Genomic DNA, 19724 nt, shown 5'->3' on the forward strand with positions numbered 1-19724 from the left:
TAACCCGGCCCCGCCTCTACACTGACCTCTGTGAGTCTTCCCGAGCCCGTCGACGGCACCCTTCCGACGCTCCCGGCACAGCTCAACCCGGATGGCGCCCTCGCCGAGCCCAGCGATTCACTGCCCGCGCCCGGGTCCACCCGCATCCGGCTGGACATCGGCTACGACGGCACCGACTTCTTCGGCTGGGCCGTGCAACCGGGTTACCGCACCGTGCAGGGCCAGATCGAAGAGGGCCTGGGCTCGATCCTCAAGCGGCACCAGCCCACCCCCACCCTCGTGGTCGCCGGCCGCACCGACTCAGGCGTGCACGCCCTGGGCCAGGTGGCGCACTTCGACCTCAACCCCGACCAGGTGAACGCGCTCGTGCGGGTCAAGCGCGGCACCGGCACCCCCAAGTACCCCAACGAGCTGGCCACCATGGTGCAGCGCCGGCTCGGCGGCATCCTGGTCACCCAGCCCGAGATCGTGATCCACCGCTCCAGCCTGGCGCCCGCCGGGTTCGACGCCCGCTTCTCCGCGCTCTGGCGGCGCTACGAATACCGCATCTCCGACACCGGCGCGCTGCGCGACCCGCTGCAACGGATGCGCACCACCTGGCACGGCTTCGCCCTCGATCTGGCCTCGATGCAGGAGGCCGCGGCCACGCTGATCGGCCTGCACGACTTCGCCACCTACTGCAAGCCCCGCCCGGGCGCCACCACCATCCGCACCCTGCAGTCCTTCGAGTGGCGGCGCGACCCGGACGGCGTGCTCGTGGCGACGCTGCAGGCGGATGCGTTCTGCCACTCGATGGTGCGCGCCCTCGTGGGCGCGTGCGTGTCGGTGGGGGAGGGCAAGCTGGTGGGCACCCGGCTGGTGGACCTGCGGATCGAACGCGCCCGCACCAGCGAGTTCAAGGTGATGCCCGCGCAGGGCCTCACCCTGATGGAGGTGGGCTACCCGGAGGACGCCGGCATGGCCATCCGTGCCGCGCAGACGCGGGCACGCCGGGAACTGCCGGAAGACGAGTGACTCGCCCGGATCTCCGGTCTGGTGTTGCGCGGGGTTGCCCGGGCAACTAGTGTTGTTCCTTGGTGTCTTAGGCGTTGCAGCCAGGCACACGAACGTGAGCCCTCCATCGATCGTGTTCTCTTCGAGAACACACCCGGAGCGGGATTCACGAACACCTCCGTTCGAAAACAAGAAAGCAGCACAACAGTGACGCGCACTTACACCCCCAAGGCAAGCGAACTCCAGCACGACTGGGTCGTCATCGATGCCACCGACATCATTCTGGGTCGGCTCGCCAGCCACGCCGCGATTCTTCTTCGCGGCAAGCACAAGGCGACCTTCTCCCCCCACATGGATGGTGGCGACTTCGTCATCATCATCAACGCCGAGAAGATTGCCCTGACCGGCAAGAAGCTCGACCTCAAGATGGCATACCGCCACTCCGGTTACCCGGGCGGCCTCACGGCCACGAACTACTCGGAGATGCTCGAGAAGCACCCCACCCGTGCGGTAGAAAAGGCGATTCGCGGCATGCTGCCGAAGAACTCGCTCGGCCGTGCACAGCTGCTGAAGCTCAAGGTCTATGCAGGCCCCGAGCACCCGCACGCTGCGCAGCAGCCCAAGCCGTACACCCTCAGCCAGGTCGCTCAGTAGCGTCGGCCCCAGACTTCTCGATATCTAAGAAAAAAGGATTCACACCATCGTGGCGAAGATCGCAGACCAGATTGACGCAGCTCCCGAGAGTTTCACCACCGAGACTCCCGCTGAAGTTGCAACCAAGGCGCCCCGCGCCGTCCTCAACGTTCCCGGCGCAGCCGTGGGCCGTCGCAAGCAGGCCATCGCCCGCGTGCGCATCGTTCCCGGCGCCGGCAAGATTGTCGTCAACGGGCGCGAGCTCGACGACTACTTCCCGAACAAGCTGCACCAGCAGCTGATCAACGACCCGTTCAAGGTCCTCGACCTGCTCGGCAGCTACGACGTCATCGCACGCATCACCGGTGGTGGCCCGTCCGGCCAGGCCGGCGCGCTGCGTCTCGGCATCGCCCGCTCGCTGAACCAGATCGACGAAGAGAACAACCGCGCCATCCTCAAGAAGGCCGGCTTCCTCAACCGTGACGCTCGCGTCAAGGAGCGCAAGAAGGCCGGACTCAAGAAGGCCCGTAAGGCGCCGCAGTTCTCGAAGCGCTAACCCGCTAGTCGAGTTCGCACTCCTATGGCTCGACTATTCGGCACGGACGGCGTCCGGGGCCTGGCTAACCGTGATCTCACGGCTGGCCTGGCCCTGGGCCTCGCCCAGGCGAGCGCCGTGGTTCTCACCTCGGGCCGCCGTGCCGCGCTCCGCGCCGCGCAGGGCAGACGCCCCGTCGCCGTGGTCGCCCGCGACCCCCGCATTTCCGGTGAATTCATCACCTCCGCCGTTGCAGCAGGCCTGGCCAGCTCCGGCGTAGACGTGCTGGACGCCGGCGTCATCCCGACGCCCGCCGCCGCATTCCTCATCGCCGATATCGGCGCAGACTTCGGCGTGATGATCTCCGCCTCGCACAACCCCGCCCCCGATAACGGCATCAAGTTCTTCGCGTTCGGCGGCACCAAGCTGCCCGACGCCGTCGAGGACCGCATCGAATCGGTGCTTGATGCCGGGGACCAGCTGCTCACGCCGATCGGCGGCGATGTCGGGCGCATCCGTCGCTTCGCCGACGCGGAGGACCGTTACGTCGTGCACCTGCTCGGCACCCTGCCGCACCGCCTCGACGGCATCCACGTGGTGCTCGACTGCGCGCACGGCGCCGCCGCCGGCGTCTCCCCGCAGGTCTTCACGGATGCCGGCGCCCGCGTCACCGTGATCGGCGCAGACCCCGACGGCCTCAACATCAACGACGGGGTGGGCTCGACCCACCTCGACAACCTCGCCCGGGCCGTGCTCGAACACGGCGCAGACGTGGGGATCGCCCATGACGGTGACGCCGACCGCTGCCTGGCCGTGGACCGTGACGGCAACATCGTCGACGGCGACCAGATCATGGCGATCCTGGCGGTGTCGATGAACGAGCGCGGTGTGCTCAAGGACAACACCCTGGTGGCCACCGTGATGAGCAACCTGGGCCTGAAGAAGGCCATGGCCGCCAACGGCATCCGCATGATCGAGTCCAAGGTGGGCGACCGCTACGTGCTCGAAGAGCTCGACGCGCACGGGCTCTCGCTTGGCGGTGAGCAGAGCGGGCACGTCATCATGACGAAGTTCGCCACCACCGGCGACGGCATTCTCACCGGGCTGCACATCGTGGCCGAGATGGCCCGCACCGGCAAGACCCTGGCCGAGCTGGCCAGCGTGATGACGGTGTTCCCGCAGATTCTCGTGAACGTGCGCGGCGTCAACCACCACGGGCTGAACGGCGACGAGGTCATCGCGCAGGCCGTGCGCGACGCCGAGGCCGAGTTGGGCGACACCGGCCGGGTGCTGCTGCGACCCTCCGGCACCGAGCCGATGGTGCGGGTCATGGTCGAGGCCGCCGACCAGCCCACCGCGGACCGGCTGGCGCACGCGCTGGCCGACGTCGTGCAGTCCCGCCTGGCCCTGTAGGCCGGCAGCCCTCGCGGTTCTCGCGGCATCCGCTGGGCTGACTGTGCCCCGTGCGGACAAGTGCACCCGGCACACCGGGACCAATTGTCCGCACGGGGAACAGTTGCCGATGGTTAACGGATGCGGGCGGCCGGGAGAACCCGACCGCCCGCATCCGCTGCATCGTGCTGTTACGGCGTGGGCATGCCGCCGTTCACGTTCAGCGTCTCGCCGATGACGTAGCTGGACTCGCCCGAGGCCAGGAAGACGTACGCCGGGGCCAGCTCGGCCGGCTGGCCGGGACGACCCAGGGGAGTCTGCTCGCCGAACTCGGGAAGCTCCTCGGTGGGCTGGCCGCCGGCAGTCTGCAGCGGCGTCCAGATCGGCCCAGGTGCCACGGCGTTCACACGGATGCCCTTGGGCGCGAGCTGCTGGCCCAGGGCCTTGGTGAACGCGTTGATTGTGGCCTTCGTGGAGGCGTAGTCCACCAGGTTCTCCGAGGGGGAGTAGGCCTGGATCGAGGTGGTGTTGATGATGCTCGAACCGGGCGCCAGGTGCGGCAGCGCGGCCTTGGTGAGCCAGAACATCGCGTAGACGTTGGTCTTGAAGGTCTCGTCGAACTGCTCATCGGTGAGGTCGAGCAGGTCCTCCACATGCTGCTGCTTGCCCGCGTTGTTCACCAGAATGTCGAGCCCGCCGAGTCCGTCGACGGCGGATGCGATGATCTTGCGGCAGAACGCGGAGTCGGTGAGGTCGCCGGGCAACGCTACGGCGGTACGGCCGGCCGCCTCGATCAGGGCGACGATCTTCTGCGCGTCCTCTTCCTCCTCCGGGAGGTAGGAGATCGCCACGTCCGCGCCCTCGCGGGCGAAGGCGATGGCCACGGCGGCACCGATGCCGGAGTCGCCGCCGGTGATCAGGGCCTTGCGGCCGGCGAGGCGCTCAGAGCCGCGATACGACGTCTCGCCGCGGTCGGCGGTGTTGTTCAGGTCCGCGTCCAGGCCCGGGCCGTCCTGGGACTGCGCGGTGGTGTCGATGTCGGCGTACTTCTTGCTGGGGTCTTCGAAGGTGTACTGGTCAGAGGACATTCCTGGTGCCTTTCATTCGTCAGCGGCTGGCGTCCGCCGTTATGCTGCGGACGCAACTACCGAGCCTAGAAGTACTCGTCTGAATGCCGGCTGAGTAGATTCCTACGAGAATCCTGCGGACGCTCGGTTGTTCACGGCACTCTGAGGGCCGGACTCGGTGCGGCGAGCAGATATCGCACGTGTGGCCGAAGCGGGGCCCCACGCCCGCCCGGCTACTTCCCCCTCTTCTGGTCGTCCACGAGAACCGCCACGGTGCGGGCGGGCACGGTGACCGTGCCGGATGCCTTGTCCCAGGTGGTGGTCTTGACCACGGCATCCGTGCCATCGGCCTGGATGCTGCTGAGCGTGTAGGTCTTGCCGGCCAGGTCCGCCAGGGCGATGGTCTGCGGCTCCGGGCTGGCGTTGAACACCGTGAGCAGCCCGTCCACCTTGCGGTCGACATCTTTCCCGACGGTGTCGTCGATGCGCATCACGATGACCCCGGGGATGGCGGTGGGTCCGCCGGCGGGGAAGCTCAGCTTCTGCGTGATCAGCTTCGCATCGCCCAACCTGAACAGCTCGGTGGACTGCTTGAGCCGAAGCAGGTCTTGGGCCTGGCTCGACGCCGCCGCGATGTCGGCCGGTGTCGGCACCAGCGCCGGGTTCTCCAGCAGCGGTCGCTGGATGTCCCACTTGTCTTCGTTGGAGCCCGCCGACGGCAGGCCCACCCCGAAGTTGTTCGTCTGGCCGGTCCAGTCGATGCGGTTGAACCAGTCGCCGGCGTTGTAGCTGTCCCGGTCGAGGGACTTGGAGCGCAGCAGGTCGGTGCCGGCGTGCCAGAGTGACGGGGCCTGGGACAGGGTCGCGGTGGCCAGCGACAGGGTGTTCATACGCACCCGGTCGGTCATCGCGGAGTCGGCCGGCATCTTGAGGGCGAGCAGGTCGAAGAGCGTCTCGTTGTCGTGCGCGTCGACGTAGTTGATCACCTCGGCAGGCTGGTCGGCGTAGCCGGCCGGCGAGCCGTTGTAGTCGAGCTCGTCGCCGCGCTTGACGGAGCCGTCAGCGGTCACGAAGCTGAAGTCCCGCAGGTTCGCGGCGAGTCCGAGCCGCACCAGGTCGCTGGCCTGGGCCAGCCTGCTCGACGCCTGCTCAGGCGTGCCGTTGATGGCCGCGCCGTTCGGGTCGGTGCCGAGGCCGGTGCCGAAGCCCTGCTGCTGCACGGTGCCGCCGTCGACGGGGCTGCCGCCGTGTACGGCGTCACGCAACCTGTCGTTGAAGGTGCCGATCCCGGTGCCGCCGAGCTGACCCTGCGTCGCCTGCTCGAACAGGGCGTTGTCGGCGACCTCACCGAAGTTCCAACCCTCGCCGTAGAGGTAGATCGCCTTGCCGTCCACGCCGTCCTTCTTCTCGGTGAGCGCGTTCAGGGCCGCCCGCACCGCGGCCAGGTTCGCCGTGGAGTGGTGGCCCATGAGGTCGAACCGGAAGCCGTCGACCTTGTACTCCCGAGCCCAGAGCACGACCGAGTCCACCATCAGCCGTTCGGCCATCTGGTGTTCGGTGGCCACGTTCTGGCAGCAGGTGGATGTTTCCACCGCGCCGAGCGGGTTCAGCCGGTGGTAGTAGCCGGGCACGACCCGATCGAGCACCGACGTGGCGGCCTGCCCGCTGGCGTTGGTGTGGTTGAACACCTTGTCGAGCACGACCTGGAGGCCGTCCTCGTGCAGGGCACCCACCATGTCGCGGAACTCGGCCACCCTGGCCCCGCCGCGCGGGTTCACCGCGTACGAGCCCTCGGATGCCTGGAAATGCAGCGGGTCGTAACCCCAGTTGAAACCGTCGGCGTCGGCGCTGGCCTGCACGCAGGCCTGCTGCTCCGGCGAGGCCGGACCGAACGATTCGAGATCGCACGCCGGCTCGGCCTGCTTGGCGCGGTCCTCCTCGATGGTGGCGATGTCGAACGTGGGCAGCAGGTGCACGGTGTTGAGGCCGGCATCCGCCAGCGCGGCCAGGTGCTCGGTGCCGGCGCTGTCCACGCCGAACGCGCCGTAGGTGCCGCGGAGCGGTTCGGGCACGGTCTCGTCGGAGATCGAGAAGTCGCGAACGTGGAGCTCGTAGATCGACCGGTCGACGGGGTTGTCGATCGTGGGCGACTTGGTCTTCTCCCACGTCTTGGGCCGGATGTCCTTGTCCGCCAGGTCGACGAACACCGATCGGGTGGAGTTCGTCGTGAGTGCCACCGAGTACGGGTCCGTGACCTGGTTCACCTCGATGGTGCCCGTGGTGGGTGCGAACACCGTGACCTCGAACATGAAGGATGCGTCGGCCCACTTCTTGGCGCCGGTCGCCGACCACGTGCCGTCCTTCTGCCGCTTCAGGGCGACCCGCTCGGGCTCGGCGGCGTCGCCTGCGGTCCAGACGAGCAGGTCGACGTCTTGGGCCGTCGGTGCCCAGACGGCGACCGTCGGGCGTTTCTTCGCCCACGTGACGCCGAGCGCCCGGGAGGATGCGGCATCCGCGTAGAGGTCGTCGAGCACGCCGGGCAACTGCACTCCGGTGAGGGCGGTGAGCACACCGTCCGCATCGGCCTGGCTGACCTGCAACTGGGTGGTGAGCAGTCGCTCGACCGCGGCGCGGTCCGTGTCGGCGGGGCGCAGCACGACGGAGTCTGCCAGAGCGGGGAACGCCGACTTCTGCGTGTCGGTCAGCCCGGCCTTGTCGTAGCCGAGTTTCACGGTGTCGCCACCGGTCACGGCTCCGTCTGCGACGGTCAGCGACGCGTCAGCCGAGCTGTGCAGGGCATAGACCAGGTCGGCCGGATCGGCATTGACCGGCAGCAGGTCGCGCGGCCAGGCCAGAGTCTTCTCGTCGATCCAATGGGCACGCTGCTGCCCGGTGCCGGCCAACGGCTGGCTGGCGGACTCAACGGTGAGCACGTGGCTGGCCAGGTCGTAGCTGAAGGCGGTGTCTTCTCCCTCGGTCACGCTGAAGCCGATGTCTGCGCCGTTCGGCACACCATCCGCGCCGTAGTTCTCTGCCCAACCGAGGTTGTGCGTCACCTTGCCTTCGTAGCTGCCGGTGGGCAGGGTGCTCGTGTTCCAGGTGAGGATGCCGTCACCGTCGATGTCCTGCAGCCAGGTGGCGAGGCAGTCGGGTTTCCAGTCGCCGGGGCAGCCGGCCTCTTCCTGGAACGAACCGGTGGCCGTGACGATCGGGCCCTGGGCGGTGTTCTGGAAGAAGTTGTTGCGCGGGTCGAAGTAGAACGTGACCGGTCCGCCGGGCGCGGTGAAGGAGACGTTCGAGCCGTTCGGCACCCCGCCCGCCCCATAGTTGACGTCCCAGGAGCCGTTGATCGCGATCTTGTACTCGTAGACGCCGGCCGGCAGGTCGAAGGTGGCGGCGTAGATGCCGTCGGCACGCTGGGTGAGCTTCGCGGCCTCGCAGCCGGGCTGCCAGTCGCCCGCACAGCCGATCTCCGAGTCGAGGCTGCCGGCAACGGTTACCAGGTCGAGGGTGGGCGTGGGGGCGTCGGTCTCGGTGAGGGCGACCGTGTTGCCCACGGACGCGAAGGCGGAGGCGGCGGCGCGCTGGCCGGCGGCATCCGTGGTCACCGCGCGGTACTCCACCAGGGTGCCCGTGTCCAGGCCCTTCGTGTCGTGGAAGACCCGCGGCGTGGTGTCCTCGGCGGTGCCGAGGCTGGTCCACTCCGGGGAGCCGACAACACGCCAGGCGAAACCGGTCTCGGCCCAGGTGCCGTCGTCGACCGTGGCGCCGACGGGTGACACTCCGGATACGCCGGCGCCGGCTGTGGGGGCGGCGACCGTGATCGCGGTGGCGGCGGTGGGCGCCGTGACCGTGCGGTCGGCGACGAGCACGACCGAGCCGAGCGCGGGCACCGTCACCGAGAGCTCACCGGTGGCGGTGGCGGTGGCGGGGGTTCCGGCTCCGTAGAGCACCGAGAAGGCGGCGCCGTCGGTGAGGGTGGGTACCGTGACGGTCTTGGCGGCGGCCGAGTTGTTGACGGCGACGAGGTGCTCGATCTTTTCGGTGCGATCGACCCGGCTGAAGGCGTACACGCCGGCCCCGGTGTCGGTGTAACGCTCGATCTGGGCGCCGGTGGCCAGGGCCGGGTGCTCGGTGCGGAGCGCGGACAGGGCGCTGATGTGGGTGTAGAGCGGGGCATCCGTGCCGAACCTGTCGACCGACCCCGCCTTCTCTCCCGTGATCAGCGGCTGGTCGGTGTAGTCGGTGACCTGGCTGGCGAACAGGGACTGGCGGGCGTCCTTGTCGCCGCCGGCACCGGCGAAGCCCTGCTCGTCGCCGTAGTACACGACAGGCTGGCCGCGGGTGAGGTACATGAGTTCGTGGGCGAGCTTGTCGCGCTGCACCGGCGAATCGGAGTTCTTCAGGAACGAGCCGATGCGACCCATGTCGTGGTTGCCGAGGAAGGTCGGCAGGGCGTAGGCGTTGGAGTCGGGGGTGGTGTACCGGTCGTCGCTGGCGTACAGCTGGCTGAGGCCCTTGGCCGAGTTGCCGGCCGCGAAGCTGGTGGCCTGCGACTGGAACCCGAAGTCGAGCACCGAGCTGAGGTCCGTGTCGCGCACGTAGGGAGAGGTCTTGGCGGCATCCGCGTCGTAAACCTCGCCGAACATGAAGAAGTCGGGCTTGCCCTGGGAGTGGGCGTAGTCGCGCACCGCGGTGGACCAGGTCTGCCAGAACTCGAGGTTGACGTGCTTGACGGTGTCGATGCGGAAACCGTCGATGCCGAGGTCGACCCAGGTCTTGTAGATGTCGACGAAGCCGTCCACGACGGCCGGGTGCTCCGTCATCAGGTCGTCGAGGCCGGAGAAGTCGCCGTCGAGGTTGCTCTCTCCCTCGAAGGTCGAGTCACCACGGTTGTGGTAGAGCGTGGGGTCGTTCAGCCAGGCCGGCACCTTGCGGTCGGCGTTGGCCGGGGTCACGGTCGGCGTGTACGGGAACGAGGTCGTGTCCAGCGCGGGGAAGTCGGAGGTGCCCGCGTAGTCGGCGGGGTCGAAGGCCTCGCCGGCGGCGGTCGTGTATGGCGAGGTGGCCTTGTCGATGTAGCTGTAGGCCTTCTCGGCGTTGTCGATCAGGTCGGCGGTGTGGTTGGTGATGATGTCGAAGTAGACCTTGATGCCGCGGGCGTGCGCATCGCCGATGAGGGCCTCGAGTTCGGCGTTGGTGCCCAGGTGCGGATCGATCCGGGTGAAGTCGGTGATCCAGTAGCCGTGGTAACCGGCCGACGCGTCGGCGCCTTCGCCCTGCACCGGGTTGTTCATGAACGACGGGGTGAGCCAGAGGGCGGTGGTGCCGAGCCCCTGGATGTAGTCGAGGGAGGAGCGGAGACCGGCGAGGTCGCCGCCGTTGTAGAAGCCCTTCGCGGTCGGGTCGAAACCGGAGTCCATCGGGTCGGAGCCGAGGCCGGCGGTGTTGTTGGCCGGGTCGCCGTCTTTGAACCGGTCGGTCATCACGAAGTAGAACTGCTCATTGCTGCCGGGCTGGCGGACGGGCGCCGTCGCCAGCGGAGCATCCGCCTCGGAGTACGGTCCGGCGAGAGAGAGCGCTTCCAGACCGACGCGTTTTTTGGCGAGGTCGAAGCTGAACCGCAGGGTGCTCTCGCCCCCGATGGTCAGCGGGATGTTGTCCGCGCCGCCGTCCAGCCCGTAGGTGACATCCCAGCTGTCGTTGAGGGCGACTTTGTACTCGTAGCTGCCCGCGGGGACGGTGAACTCGGCGGCCCAGATGCCCTCGGTTCCGGTCGGGACGAGCTCGGTCGCCTCGCAGGCCGGCGCCCAGTCTTCGGCACAGCCGAGCTCGTCTTGCAGGCCGCCGACGAGGGCGACGGTCGGCGTGGCAGCGGCCGCCGCCATCGGGGCGAAGACCAGCCCGGAGACGATAATCGCCCCTGAACCGATCGTGGCCAGGATGCGGCGTGCGGCGATCTGATTAGTCAGCATTGACTTTCCCCTGTTCGGCGCCAACGGCGCAACGGACAACCCTCGGGACACTACTCCGCGTCACGCAGAAACTGCAAGCGTTTGCATTAATCAGCCGCGGATCGGCCCCGAACAGAAATCAAGCCTGACCGGCCTGTCGCGCTGTCCCTGGCCGACCGCGGGTCGCGCCCGAACGCTGATCGAGCCCGTCGGTCAGACCTTGCGGAGCAGCACCTTGTCGACGGTGTGGTCGGAGTCCTTGCGCAGTACCAGGGTGGCGCGGGAGCGGGTGGGACGCACGTTCTGCAGCAGATTGGGCTCGTTGATGGTGCTCCAGATGGTGCGGGCGCGGGCGCGGGCCTCGTCTTCGCTGAGCGAGGCGAACCGGTGGAAGTACGACTTCGGGTTGGTGAACGCGCCCTGCTGCAGCCGGAGGAAGCGGTCCTCGTACCAGCGCGCGATGTCGGCGGTGCGGGCGTCTACATAGATAGTGAAGTCGAACAGGTCGCTCACTGCGAGACCGTGACCGGGCAACGGCGGCTGCAGCACGTTCAGGCCCTCGACGATGAGGATGTCCGGCTGGCGCACGATGACCTCGGCGTCGGGCACGATGTCGTAGTTCAGGTGCGAGTAGAACGGTGCGCGCACCTCTTCGGCGCCGCTCTTGATGGCGCTGACGAAGCGCAGCAGGGCCCGCCGGTCGTACGACTCCGGGAAACCCTTGCGCTCCATCAGCCCGCGACGGGCCAGTTCGGCGTTGGGGAAGAGGAAACCGTCTGTGGTGACCAGCTCCACCCGGGGGGTGTCCTCCCAGCGGGCGAGCAGCTCGCGCAGCAGCCGGGCGATGGTGGATTTGCCCACGGCGACCGACCCGGCCACACCGATCACGAACGGGGTGTGCTGGGCGCGCTGGCCGAGGAACGCGCTGGTGTCGCGGTGCAGCTGGCGTGCCCCCGCCGCGTAGAGGTTGAGCAGGCGGCTGAGCGGCAGGTAGACATCCGACACCTCGTTGATGTCGAGCGGCTCGCCCAGACCACGCAGCTGCACCACTTCGGTTTCCTTCAGCGGCAACCGGGTGGAGGGTGCGAGGGATGCCCACACAGCACGATCGAGTTCAACGAACGGGGTGCTGTGACCGTTATTACTGGGGCTCGCCACCGGCTCGGACATCTGACCAAGCATAGTGCGACTAAAATCAGGGCCATGTGCGGAATCGTGGGATATGTCGGAGACAACAAAAGCGTCGAAGTGCTCATGGGAGGACTGCGTCGCCTGGAATACCGGGGGTATGACTCCGCGGGAATCGCGGTGATCGACAAGGACGGCCGGCTCAATACGGCCAAGCGCGCCGGCAAGCTCGCCGTGCTCGCCGCCGAGCTCGAGGCGCACCCGATCCCCAACGGGGTCACCGGCATCGGCCACACCCGCTGGGCCACCCACGGCGGCCCCACCGACGGCAACGCCCACCCCCACCTCGGTGACGACGGCAAGCTCGCGCTGATCCACAACGGCATCATCGAGAACTTCTCGCCGCTCAAGGAGGAACTCCTCGCCGAGGGTTACACGTTCCTCAGCGAGACCGACACCGAGGTCGCCGCCGTGCTGCTCGGCCGCGAGTACCGCCGCCTCGGCGACCTGGGCGAAGCGTTCCGCACCGTCGTCGCGCGCCTGGACGGCGCGTTCACCCTGCTGGCCGTGCACGAGAACGAGCCCGGCGTCGTCGTCGGCGCCCGCCGCAACTCCCCGCTGGTGATCGGACTGGGAGACGGCGAGAACTTCCTCGGCTCCGACGTCGCCGCGTTCGTGGAGTACACCCGCCGGGCCGTCGCGATCGGTCAGGACCAGATCGTGACCATCACCCCCGACCTCGTCTCGGTCACCGACTTCTTCGGCACCCCCGTCGAGGTCGAAGAGTTCGACATCGCCTGGGATGCCTCCGCCAGCGAAAAGGGCGGCTGGTCCAGCTTCATGGCCAAGGAGATCTCCGAGCAGCCGGATGCCGTCACCAACACCCTGCGCGGCCGCATCCACGACGGTCAGGCCGTGGTGCCCGAGCTCGTGGCGTTCGGCGACGACGTGCTCGCCGGCATCCAGCGCATCGTCATCGTGGCGTGCGGTACCGCCGCGTACGCCGGTCAGACCGCCAAGTACGCCATCGAGAAGTGGGCGCAGGTGCCGGTGGATGTCGAACTCAGCCACGAGTTCCGCTACCGCGACCCGGTGCTCACCGACCACACCCTGGTGATCTCGATCAGCCAGTCCGGCGAGACCATGGACACCCTGATGGCCGTGAAGTACGCCCGCGAGGCCGGCGCCAAGGCGATCTCGATCTGCAACACCCAGGGCGCCACCATCCCGCGCGAGTCCGACGCCGTGATCTACACGCACGCCGGCCCCGAGGTGGCCGTCGCGTCGACGAAGGGCTTCACCGCCCAGATCGCCGCGCTCTACCTCTTCGCCCTGCACCTGGCGCGGGTGCGCAACACCCTCAGCATCGAGGAACTGGCCGAGCAGGTCGCCGAGCTGCAGGCCATCCCCGAGAAGATCGCCACCACCCTGCTGCAGGGTGAGGCCGTGCAGCAGCTCGCCACCTGGATGACCGACTCCCGTGCGGTGCTGTTCCTCGGCCGCCACGTGGGCTTCCCGATCGCGCTCGAGGGCGCGCTCAAGCTCAAGGAACTCGCCTACATCCACGCGGAGGGCTTCGCCGCCGGCGAGCTCAAGCACGGCCCGATCGCGCTGATCGAACCCGGCCAGCCGGTCTTCGTGGTGGTGCCGAGCCCGCGCGGGTCGGCGCACCTGCACCCCAAGGTGGTCTCCAACATCCAGGAGATCCGCGCCCGCGGTGCCCGCATCATCGCGATCGCCGAACAGGGCGACGCCGCGGTGCTGCCGTTCGCAGACTCCGTGTTCCACATCCCGCTGGCCGCTCCGCTCTTCGAGCCACTGCTGGCCGTGGTGCCGCTGCAGCTGTTCGCCATCGGCCTGGCCACCGCCAAGGGCCTGGACGTGGACCAGCCGCGCAACCTGGCCAAGTCCGTCACGGTCGAATAAAACGGTCGAATAAACAGGTCGAATAAACCGGTCGCACAGGCCAGACCCCGAGAAACGGATGCCGGGGCCTCGTCGCTTCATCGCCTCGCGATGCGGCGCGAGGCCCGGGCATCCGTCTGGTTGTTACCCCAGAGATTGAGCACAGCATGATCAAGGGCATCGGAGTCGACATCGTCGACCTGGCACGCTTCGACCGGCAGGTGGCGCGCACCCCTGGGCTGGTGGCGCGGTTGTTCGCGCCCGCCGAGCGCACCCTGCCGACGCACTCCCTGGCGGCCCGATTCGCGGCCAAGGAGGCCCTGATCAAGGCGCTCGGCGACAGCGTGGGCGCCAGCTGGCAGGAGATGGAAGTGATCACCGACCCGCACGGCAACCCCTCCTTCGCGCTCAGCGGTGTGGTGCAGGCCGCGGTCGCCGCCCGCGGCGTCACCAGCGTGCACCTCAGCCTCACCCACGACGCCGGGGTGGCCTGCGCGTTCGTCGTGATGGAGGGAGGCGCATGAGCGAGTTCCGCGAGGCCGTCATCGACCTCGGCGCCATCCAGGCCAACGTGGCGCACCTGCGCCGGCTCATCCGCACCCGGCACACTATGGCCGTGGTCAAGGCCAACGGGTACGGCCACGGCGCCGTGCAGGTGGCCAGGGCTGCCCTCGCCGGCGGGGCCGACTGGCTCGGCGTCGCCGACATCGACGAGGGCCTGGCCCTGCGCGCCGCCGGCATCGACGCGCCCCTGCTGGCCTGGCTGCACTCACCCGAACCCGACTTCGCCGCGGCGATCGTCGCCGACATCGACCTCGGCCTGTCGTCGGCGCTGCAGGTGCGCCAGGCCGCGGATGCTGCCAGCCGGCTCGGCCGCACCGCCAACGTGCAGATCAAACTCGAGACCGGCCTCAACCGCAACGGTGTCGACGAGGCCGACTGGGCCGAGGTGCTCACCCTCGCCGCCGCATTCGAGCGGGTGGACCGGCTGCGCGTGCGCGGCCTGTTCAGCCACCTCGCCAACACCTCGGCGGCCGACGACGAGGCCGCGATCGCCAGCTTCGACCGTGGGCTCGCCGCCGCCCTCGCGGCCGGGCTCACCATCGACCTCGCCCACCTGGCCTCAACCGCGGCCGCGCTGCGGCTGCCCGCCGCCCGGTACTCCATGGTGCGGCTGGGCATCGGCATCTACGGGCAATCCCCGTTCGCCGACGCCGACTCCGCCGCACTGGGCTTCACCGCCGCCATGACCCTGCGCGCCCGGGTCGCCGCGGTGCGCCGGGTCGCCGACGGCGCCGGCGTCTCCTACGACTACCTGTGGCGCGCCGCCGGCGACACCACGCTCGCGCTCGTGCCGCTCGGCTACGCGGATGGCGTGCCCCGGCAGGCCATGAACGCCGCCAGTGTGGCCATCAACGGGGTGCAGTACCCGGTGGTGGGTCGCGTCGCCATGGACCAGTTCCTCGTGGACGTCGGCTCGGCCCCGGTCGCCGTGGGCGACAACGTGGTGCTCTTCGGCGACGCCGCCACCGGCGCGCCGACCGCCGCCGAGTGGGGCGCCGCCGCGGGCACCATCAACTACGACATCGTCACCCGGGTGGGCGCCCGCGTGCCGCGCCGGTACCTGCCGGCCGCCGTCACCGGCACGGATGCCTCGGCCGACGCCTCCGACGCCGACGCCTCCGCCTCCGCCTCCGCCTCCGCCGACGACACCGACGCCACGGCCGCCGAGCGAGCAGAGTCCTAGCCCGATGCGCCGAATCATCCCGAACCCCGAGTCGATGCACGACCTCGGCCGTGAACTGGCCAGGTGGTTGCGCGCCGGCGACCTGATGGTGCTCACCGGGCCGCTCGGCGCCGGAAAGACCACCTTCACCCGCGGCCTCGGCGAGGCGTTGCAGGTGCGCGGAGCCGTCACCAGCCCCACCTTCGTGCTGGCGCGCACGCATCCGAGCACCGTCGGCGGGCCGCCGCTGGTGCACGTGGACGCCTACCGGCTGGCCAGCGCCATGGAACTGGACGATCTCGACATCGACTTCGCCCGTTCGATCGTGGTCGTGGAGTGGGGCCGGGGGCTGCTCGACGGCATCACCGAGTCCTGGCTCGACGTGGAGATCGAGCGTCCCGTCGGCGCCTCGGAGGCGTCGGTCGACGCCGCGGTCGACGCCGAAGACGCCGCCGCCCTCGACCTGCCCGAACCGCGCACCGTCACCATCACCGGCCACGGCCCACGCTGGCAGGCCGGCCCGGACTCCCCGGTGCGCGCATGACCGCCACCCGCCCCACCGGGGCCCGGTACTGGCTCGCACTCGTGCTCACCGGCATCATCGGCGGGCTGCTGTCCGGCCTGTTCGGCGTCGGCGGCGGCATCGTGATGGTGCCGCTGCTGATGGCACTGGTACGCATGGACCAGCGCCGCGCGGCCACCACCTCGCTCGCCGCGATCGTGCCCACCTCCATCGTGGGCTCGCTCACCTACCTGGCCACCGGGCACATCGACCTGGTCGCCGGTGGCATCATCGCCGCCGGGGCCGTGGTGGGCGCCGTCATCGGCAGCAACCTGCTGCAGCGCATCTCGCTGGTCTGGTTGCGCTGGCTGTTCATCGCGCTGCTGCTCGTTGTCGCCGCACGGATGCTCGTGGTGGAGCCGGAGCGCGGCGCCGCCCTCGAGCTGAACTGGGTCGTGGTGCTCGGCTACGTGGCGTTGGGCCTGGCGATGGGCATCGCATCCGGCCTGTTCGGTATCGGCGGGGGAGTGATCGCGGTGCCGGCCCTCGTGGCGGTGTTCGGCGTGAGCGACCTCATCGCCAAGGGCACCTCCCTGCTGGTGCTCGTGCCCACCAGCATCGTCGGCACGGTGACCAACCTGCGCGCCCACCTGGTGGACCTGCCCGCCGGCCTCGTGGTGGGCGCCGCGGCCACGGTCGCGGCGGTGCCAGGGGTGGCTCTGGCCGTGCTGATCCCACCGCGCCTGTCGAGCATCCTCTTCGCCGTGCTGCTGATCCTCGCCGCCGCCCAACTGACCGTGAAGGCCATCCGCGCCAGGCGCGCCTGACCCCCGCCCCGCCGCCTGCCCCCGCCCGCCCGCGAGTTGCCACTTGCGGCCGGTTGCGCGGCCCTGAAGGGGCCGCAACTGTCCTCTCGCGGCGGAGCGTGTGGGCGAGTGGCCACTTGCGGCCCGTTGGAGGCGCGTGAAGGGGCCGCAACTGTCCTCTCGCGTGGATGCGTTCAGCTGAGTTGCCACTTGCGGCCCCTTGGGGCCCGTGAAGTGGCCGCAACTGTCCTCTCGCGTGGAGGGGCGCGCGCGTCGACCGGTGCATTCGGCTGAGTTGCCTCTTGCGGCCGGTTGCGCGCCCCTGAAGGGGCCGCAGCTGTCCTCTCGCGGGGGAGCGTGTGGGCGAGTGGCCACTTGCGGCCCGTTGGAGGCGCGTGAAGTGGCCACAACTGTCCTCTCGCGTGAGGGCGGGCGCGTCGACCGGTGCGTTCGGCTGAGTTGCCACTTGCGGCCGGTTGCGCGCCCCTGAAGGGGCCGCAACTGTCCTCTCACGGGGGAGCGTTCAGCTGAGTTGCCACTTGCGGCCCGTTGGAGGCGCGTGAAAGGGCCGCAACTGTCCTCTCGCGTGCCTTCGGGCCGGCGGATGCGCGCGGGCCCGGCAAAGGCACGCCCGCTGGCCGAATAGGCTGGACGGGTGCTCCTCGCCATTGATACCTCCGCCGGCACCAGCGTCGCCGTCGTCGACCTTGCCCGGGGTGTGCTCGCCGAACGCGGCGTCGCCGACACCATGCGCCACGCCGAGGTGGTCGGCCGCCTCATCCAGGAGTGCCTCACCGAGGCCCAGGTCCCGGTCGCGGCCCTGTCCGGCGTCGTCGGCGGCATGGGCCCCGGCCCGTTCACGGGCCTGCGCGTCGGCATCGCCGCCGCCCGGGTCTTCGCGCTCGGCATCGATCGCCCGCTCGTGCCCGTGGTCAGCCACGACGCCATCGCCTACGGCCACTACCGCACCGGCCACACCGGCCCGCTGCTCGTGGTCACCGACGCCCGTCGACGCGAGGTCTACTGGTCCGCGTATAGCGGGGCGGATGCCCAGCACCTGCCGGCGCGCATCGGCCCCCCGGCCCTGGCCAAACCGGCCGAGCTGCTCGAGGCGGACTTCGTGCACGCCGCCCTGCCCCGTCTCGACGCCGCCACCATCTCGGCCGGCGACCTCGGCATGGTCGCCGAACTGACCTTCGCCGCCGGTCTGCCGTTCGCCTCCGACGAGGCCCTCTACCTGCGCTCACCCGACGTGACCGTGTCCACCACCGGCCCCAAGCGGGTGAGCTGATGACCTGGCAGCTGCGCAGGGCCAAGCCCGCCGACGTCGACGCGATCATGCTCCTCGAGACGTCGATCTTCGAAAACGACGCCTGGTCCACCGAGATGATGGCCCGCGACGTCGCCGACCCCGGCTGCTACTACCTCGTCGCCTTCCCGCCAGACTCCCCGGAGCACATCGTCGCCTACGCCGGACTGCAGGCGGCCCCGCGCTCGCCGGAGAGCGACATCCAAACCATCGCCGTCGCCGAGGAGGCCCGCGGCCACGGCCTCGGCCGGGTGCTCATGCAGAGCCTCATCACCGAGGCCCGCAAGCGCGGCGCCCGCGAGGCCTTCCTCGAGGTGCGCGCAGACAACCCCGGCGCCCAGCACCTGTACCGCTCGCTCGGCTTCGAAGACCTCGGTGTGCGCCGCGGTTACTACCAACCAGACAACGTGGATGCGATCGTCATGCGCCTGCCCATTCCGCCCGCCGAGATGCACTTCACGGATGCCGCCGCCCCCGCCGCCGCACCGGCCACCGCCCCCGGCGTGCCGCCCGCCGCCGCAAGCAGCGACCCCGCTGCAAGCAGCGACCCCGCCGCATCCGCCCCGGCTCGCCCCATCAACCGCAGCAACCCGCTGGTGCTCGGCATCGAGACCTCCTGCGACGAGACCGGCATCGGCATCGTGCGCGGCACCACCCTGCTCTCCAACACCATCGCCTCGTCCATGGACGAGCACGCCCGCTACGGCGGCGTCGTGCCAGAGGTGGCCGCCCGCGCCCACCTCGAGGAGATGGTGCCCGCCATCCAGGCCGCCGTCGCCGAAGCCGGGATCCGGCTCGACGAGATCGACGCCATCGCCGTCACCAGCGGACCCGGCCTGGCCGGCGCCCTGATGGTCGGCGTCGGCGCGGCCAAGTCCCTCGCCGTGGCGCTGGACGTGCCGATCTACGCCGTCAACCACCTCGTCGGCCACGTCGGCGCCGACCTGCTGCGCGGCGACGGCGTGACAACGGATGCGCCGCTGGAGTACCCCACCATCGCCCTGCTGGTCTCCGGCGGGCACACCTCGCTGCTGCTCGTGCGCGACCTTGTCTCCGACGTCGAACTGCTCGGCGAGACCATCGACGACGCCGCCGGTGAAGCCTTCGACAAGGTCGCCAGGCTGCTCGGCCTGCCCTACCCCGGCGGCCCACAGATCGACCGGGTCGCCGCGACCGGCGATCCCACCGCCATCCGGTTCCCCCGCGGGCTCAGCCATCAGAAAGACGTCGCCAAGCACCGCTACGACTTCTCCTTCTCCGGCCTCAAGACCTCGGTGGCGCGCTGGGTGGAACAGAAGCGCGACGCCGGCGAGACCGTGCCGTTGAACGACGTGGCGGCCAGCTTCCGCGAGGCCGTCGTCGACGTGCTCCTCACCAAGGCCGTCGCCGCCTGCACCGACCTAGGCGTGCCCCGGCTGCTGCTCGGTGGCGGTGTAATCGCCAACGCGCGGCTGCGCCAGGTGGCGATCGAGCGCACGGATGCGGCCGGCATCGCTCTGCGCATCCCGCCGCTGTCGCTCTGCACCGACAACGGCGCCATGATCGCCGCACTCGGCGCCCAGCTGATCATGGCCGGGCACGAACCATCCACCCTCGATTTCGGGGCGGACTCCACCCTGCCGGTGTCGCTCATCCAGGCCTGAAAACCCGGCCGGCCCAGCAATTCGCTCGGCGGCACGATACTCTGGGCGCGGGGGTACGCGCCGTCGCAACACGTTGACCCCCTGCGACGTGGGTGCCACTATGGCACCGCGGAACCCAACGTCGAGAACTG

14 protein-coding genes are annotated in these 19724 nt (G+C 69.5%); 11 read left to right on the forward strand and 3 right to left on the reverse strand.

Features of this window, described 5'->3' with window-relative positions:
* The first annotated feature begins 120 nt into the window (after positions 1-120).
* The 4 genes from truA (at position 121) to glmM (ending at position 3574) form a co-directional block, all read left to right on the forward strand.
* The gene (truA, locus tag K2F54_RS13690; protein WP_220606449.1) at positions 121-1014 is read left to right on the forward strand and encodes a tRNA pseudouridine(38-40) synthase TruA; all 894 of its coding nucleotides are present in this window, start codon (positions 121-123) and stop codon (positions 1012-1014) included.
* A gap of 186 nt (positions 1015-1200) precedes the next feature.
* On the forward strand, positions 1201-1647 hold the full coding sequence (gene rplM, locus K2F54_RS13695; protein WP_110128290.1) for a 50S ribosomal protein L13: 447 nt from the start codon (positions 1201-1203) through the stop codon (positions 1645-1647).
* A gap of 49 nt (positions 1648-1696) precedes the next feature.
* On the forward strand, positions 1697-2182 hold the full coding sequence (gene rpsI / locus K2F54_RS13700) for a 30S ribosomal protein S9 (protein ID WP_134640270.1): 486 nt from the start codon (positions 1697-1699) through the stop codon (positions 2180-2182).
* Between the two features lie 24 nt (positions 2183-2206).
* On the forward strand, positions 2207-3574 hold the full coding sequence (gene glmM, locus K2F54_RS13705) for a phosphoglucosamine mutase (protein ID WP_220606408.1): 1368 nt from the start codon (positions 2207-2209) through the stop codon (positions 3572-3574).
* Between the two features lie 170 nt (positions 3575-3744).
* Here the strand turns inward: glmM and K2F54_RS13710 are convergent, their stop codons facing one another.
* From K2F54_RS13710 to coaA, 3 genes are all read right to left on the reverse strand, one after another.
* Positions 3745-4641 (reverse strand): SDR family oxidoreductase, encoded by an 897-nt coding sequence (locus K2F54_RS13710; protein ID WP_220606409.1) that lies wholly within the window; start codon positions 4639-4641, stop codon positions 3745-3747.
* 212 nt (positions 4642-4853) lie between these two features.
* Positions 4854-10595, reverse strand: coding sequence for a pullulanase-type alpha-1,6-glucosidase (pulA, locus tag K2F54_RS13715; RefSeq protein ID WP_220606410.1), 5742 nt, complete (start codon positions 10593-10595; stop codon positions 4854-4856).
* 192 nt (positions 10596-10787) lie between these two features.
* Positions 10788-11744: a type I pantothenate kinase gene (gene coaA, locus K2F54_RS13720; RefSeq protein WP_255577109.1), complete on the reverse strand. Its 957-nt coding sequence runs from the start codon at positions 11742-11744 to the stop codon at positions 10788-10790.
* A 33-nt stretch (positions 11745-11777) separates the two neighbouring features.
* On the opposite strand from coaA, the gene glmS reads away from it, so the two are divergent.
* The 7 genes from glmS to tsaD all read left to right on the forward strand — a co-directional run bounded on the left by glmS (position 11778) and on the right by tsaD (position 19593).
* Complete coding sequence (gene glmS, locus K2F54_RS13725) at positions 11778-13628, forward strand: glutamine--fructose-6-phosphate transaminase (isomerizing) (protein ID WP_220606412.1); 1851 nt, start codon at positions 11778-11780, stop codon at positions 13626-13628.
* Between the two features lie 146 nt (positions 13629-13774).
* A complete protein-coding gene (locus K2F54_RS13730; RefSeq protein ID WP_220606413.1) occupies positions 13775-14131 on the forward strand; it encodes a holo-ACP synthase in 357 nt (118 codons plus the stop codon).
* The gene (alr, locus tag K2F54_RS13735; protein ID WP_220606414.1) at positions 14128-15354 is read left to right on the forward strand and encodes an alanine racemase; all 1227 of its coding nucleotides are present in this window, start codon (positions 14128-14130) and stop codon (positions 15352-15354) included. Before K2F54_RS13730 ends, alr begins: the two co-directional genes overlap by 4 nt.
* A gap of 4 nt (positions 15355-15358) precedes the next feature.
* Positions 15359-15877 carry a tRNA (adenosine(37)-N6)-threonylcarbamoyltransferase complex ATPase subunit type 1 TsaE gene (gene tsaE, locus K2F54_RS13740; RefSeq protein ID WP_220606415.1) on the forward strand — a complete coding sequence of 173 codons (519 nt, stop codon included), beginning with the start codon at positions 15359-15361 and terminating at the stop codon, positions 15875-15877.
* Complete coding sequence (locus K2F54_RS13745) at positions 15874-16662, forward strand: sulfite exporter TauE/SafE family protein (RefSeq protein WP_220606416.1); 789 nt, start codon at positions 15874-15876, stop codon at positions 16660-16662. The genes tsaE and K2F54_RS13745 overlap by 4 nt, the downstream gene beginning before the upstream one ends.
* A 634-nt stretch (positions 16663-17296) precedes the next feature.
* A complete protein-coding gene (gene tsaB, locus K2F54_RS13750) occupies positions 17297-17932 on the forward strand; it encodes a tRNA (adenosine(37)-N6)-threonylcarbamoyltransferase complex dimerization subunit type 1 TsaB (RefSeq protein ID WP_220606417.1) in 636 nt (211 codons plus the stop codon).
* Positions 17932-19593 (forward strand): tRNA (adenosine(37)-N6)-threonylcarbamoyltransferase complex transferase subunit TsaD, encoded by a 1662-nt coding sequence (gene tsaD / locus K2F54_RS13755; RefSeq protein WP_220606418.1) that lies wholly within the window; start codon positions 17932-17934, stop codon positions 19591-19593. The genes tsaB and tsaD overlap by 1 nt, the downstream gene beginning before the upstream one ends.
* Positions 19594-19724 lie beyond the last annotated feature (131 nt).

Origin of the sequence: Cryobacterium inferilacus (genome assembly GCF_019599185.1) — a bacterium.
GTDB lineage: Bacteria > Actinomycetota > Actinomycetes > Actinomycetales > Microbacteriaceae > Cryobacterium > Cryobacterium inferilacus.

What these genes read in the sequence shown, in the direction of transcription:
- alr (WP_220606414.1), top strand. Translation starts at nt 14,128, where the DNA reads ATGAGCGAGTTCCGCGAGGCCGTCATCGACCTCGGCGCCATCCAGGCC.
- K2F54_RS13730 (WP_220606413.1), top strand. Translation starts at nt 13,775, where the DNA reads ATGATCAAGGGCATCGGAGTCGACATCGTCGACCTGGCACGCTTCGAC.
- K2F54_RS13710 (WP_220606409.1), bottom strand. Translation starts at nt 4,641, where the DNA reads ATGTCCTCTGACCAGTACACCTTCGAAGACCCCAGCAAGAAGTACGCC.
- tsaD (WP_220606418.1), top strand. Translation starts at nt 17,932, where the DNA reads ATGACCTGGCAGCTGCGCAGGGCCAAGCCCGCCGACGTCGACGCGATC.
- coaA (WP_255577109.1), bottom strand. Translation starts at nt 11,744, where the DNA reads ATGTCCGAGCCGGTGGCGAGCCCCAGTAATAACGGTCACAGCACCCCG.
- pulA (WP_220606410.1), bottom strand. Translation starts at nt 10,595, where the DNA reads ATGCTGACTAATCAGATCGCCGCACGCCGCATCCTGGCCACGATCGGT.
- K2F54_RS13745 (WP_220606416.1), top strand. Translation starts at nt 15,874, where the DNA reads ATGACCGCCACCCGCCCCACCGGGGCCCGGTACTGGCTCGCACTCGTG.
- glmM (WP_220606408.1), top strand. Translation starts at nt 2,207, where the DNA reads ATGGCTCGACTATTCGGCACGGACGGCGTCCGGGGCCTGGCTAACCGT.
- glmS (WP_220606412.1), top strand. Translation starts at nt 11,778, where the DNA reads ATGTGCGGAATCGTGGGATATGTCGGAGACAACAAAAGCGTCGAAGTG.
- tsaE (WP_220606415.1), top strand. Translation starts at nt 15,359, where the DNA reads ATGCGCCGAATCATCCCGAACCCCGAGTCGATGCACGACCTCGGCCGT.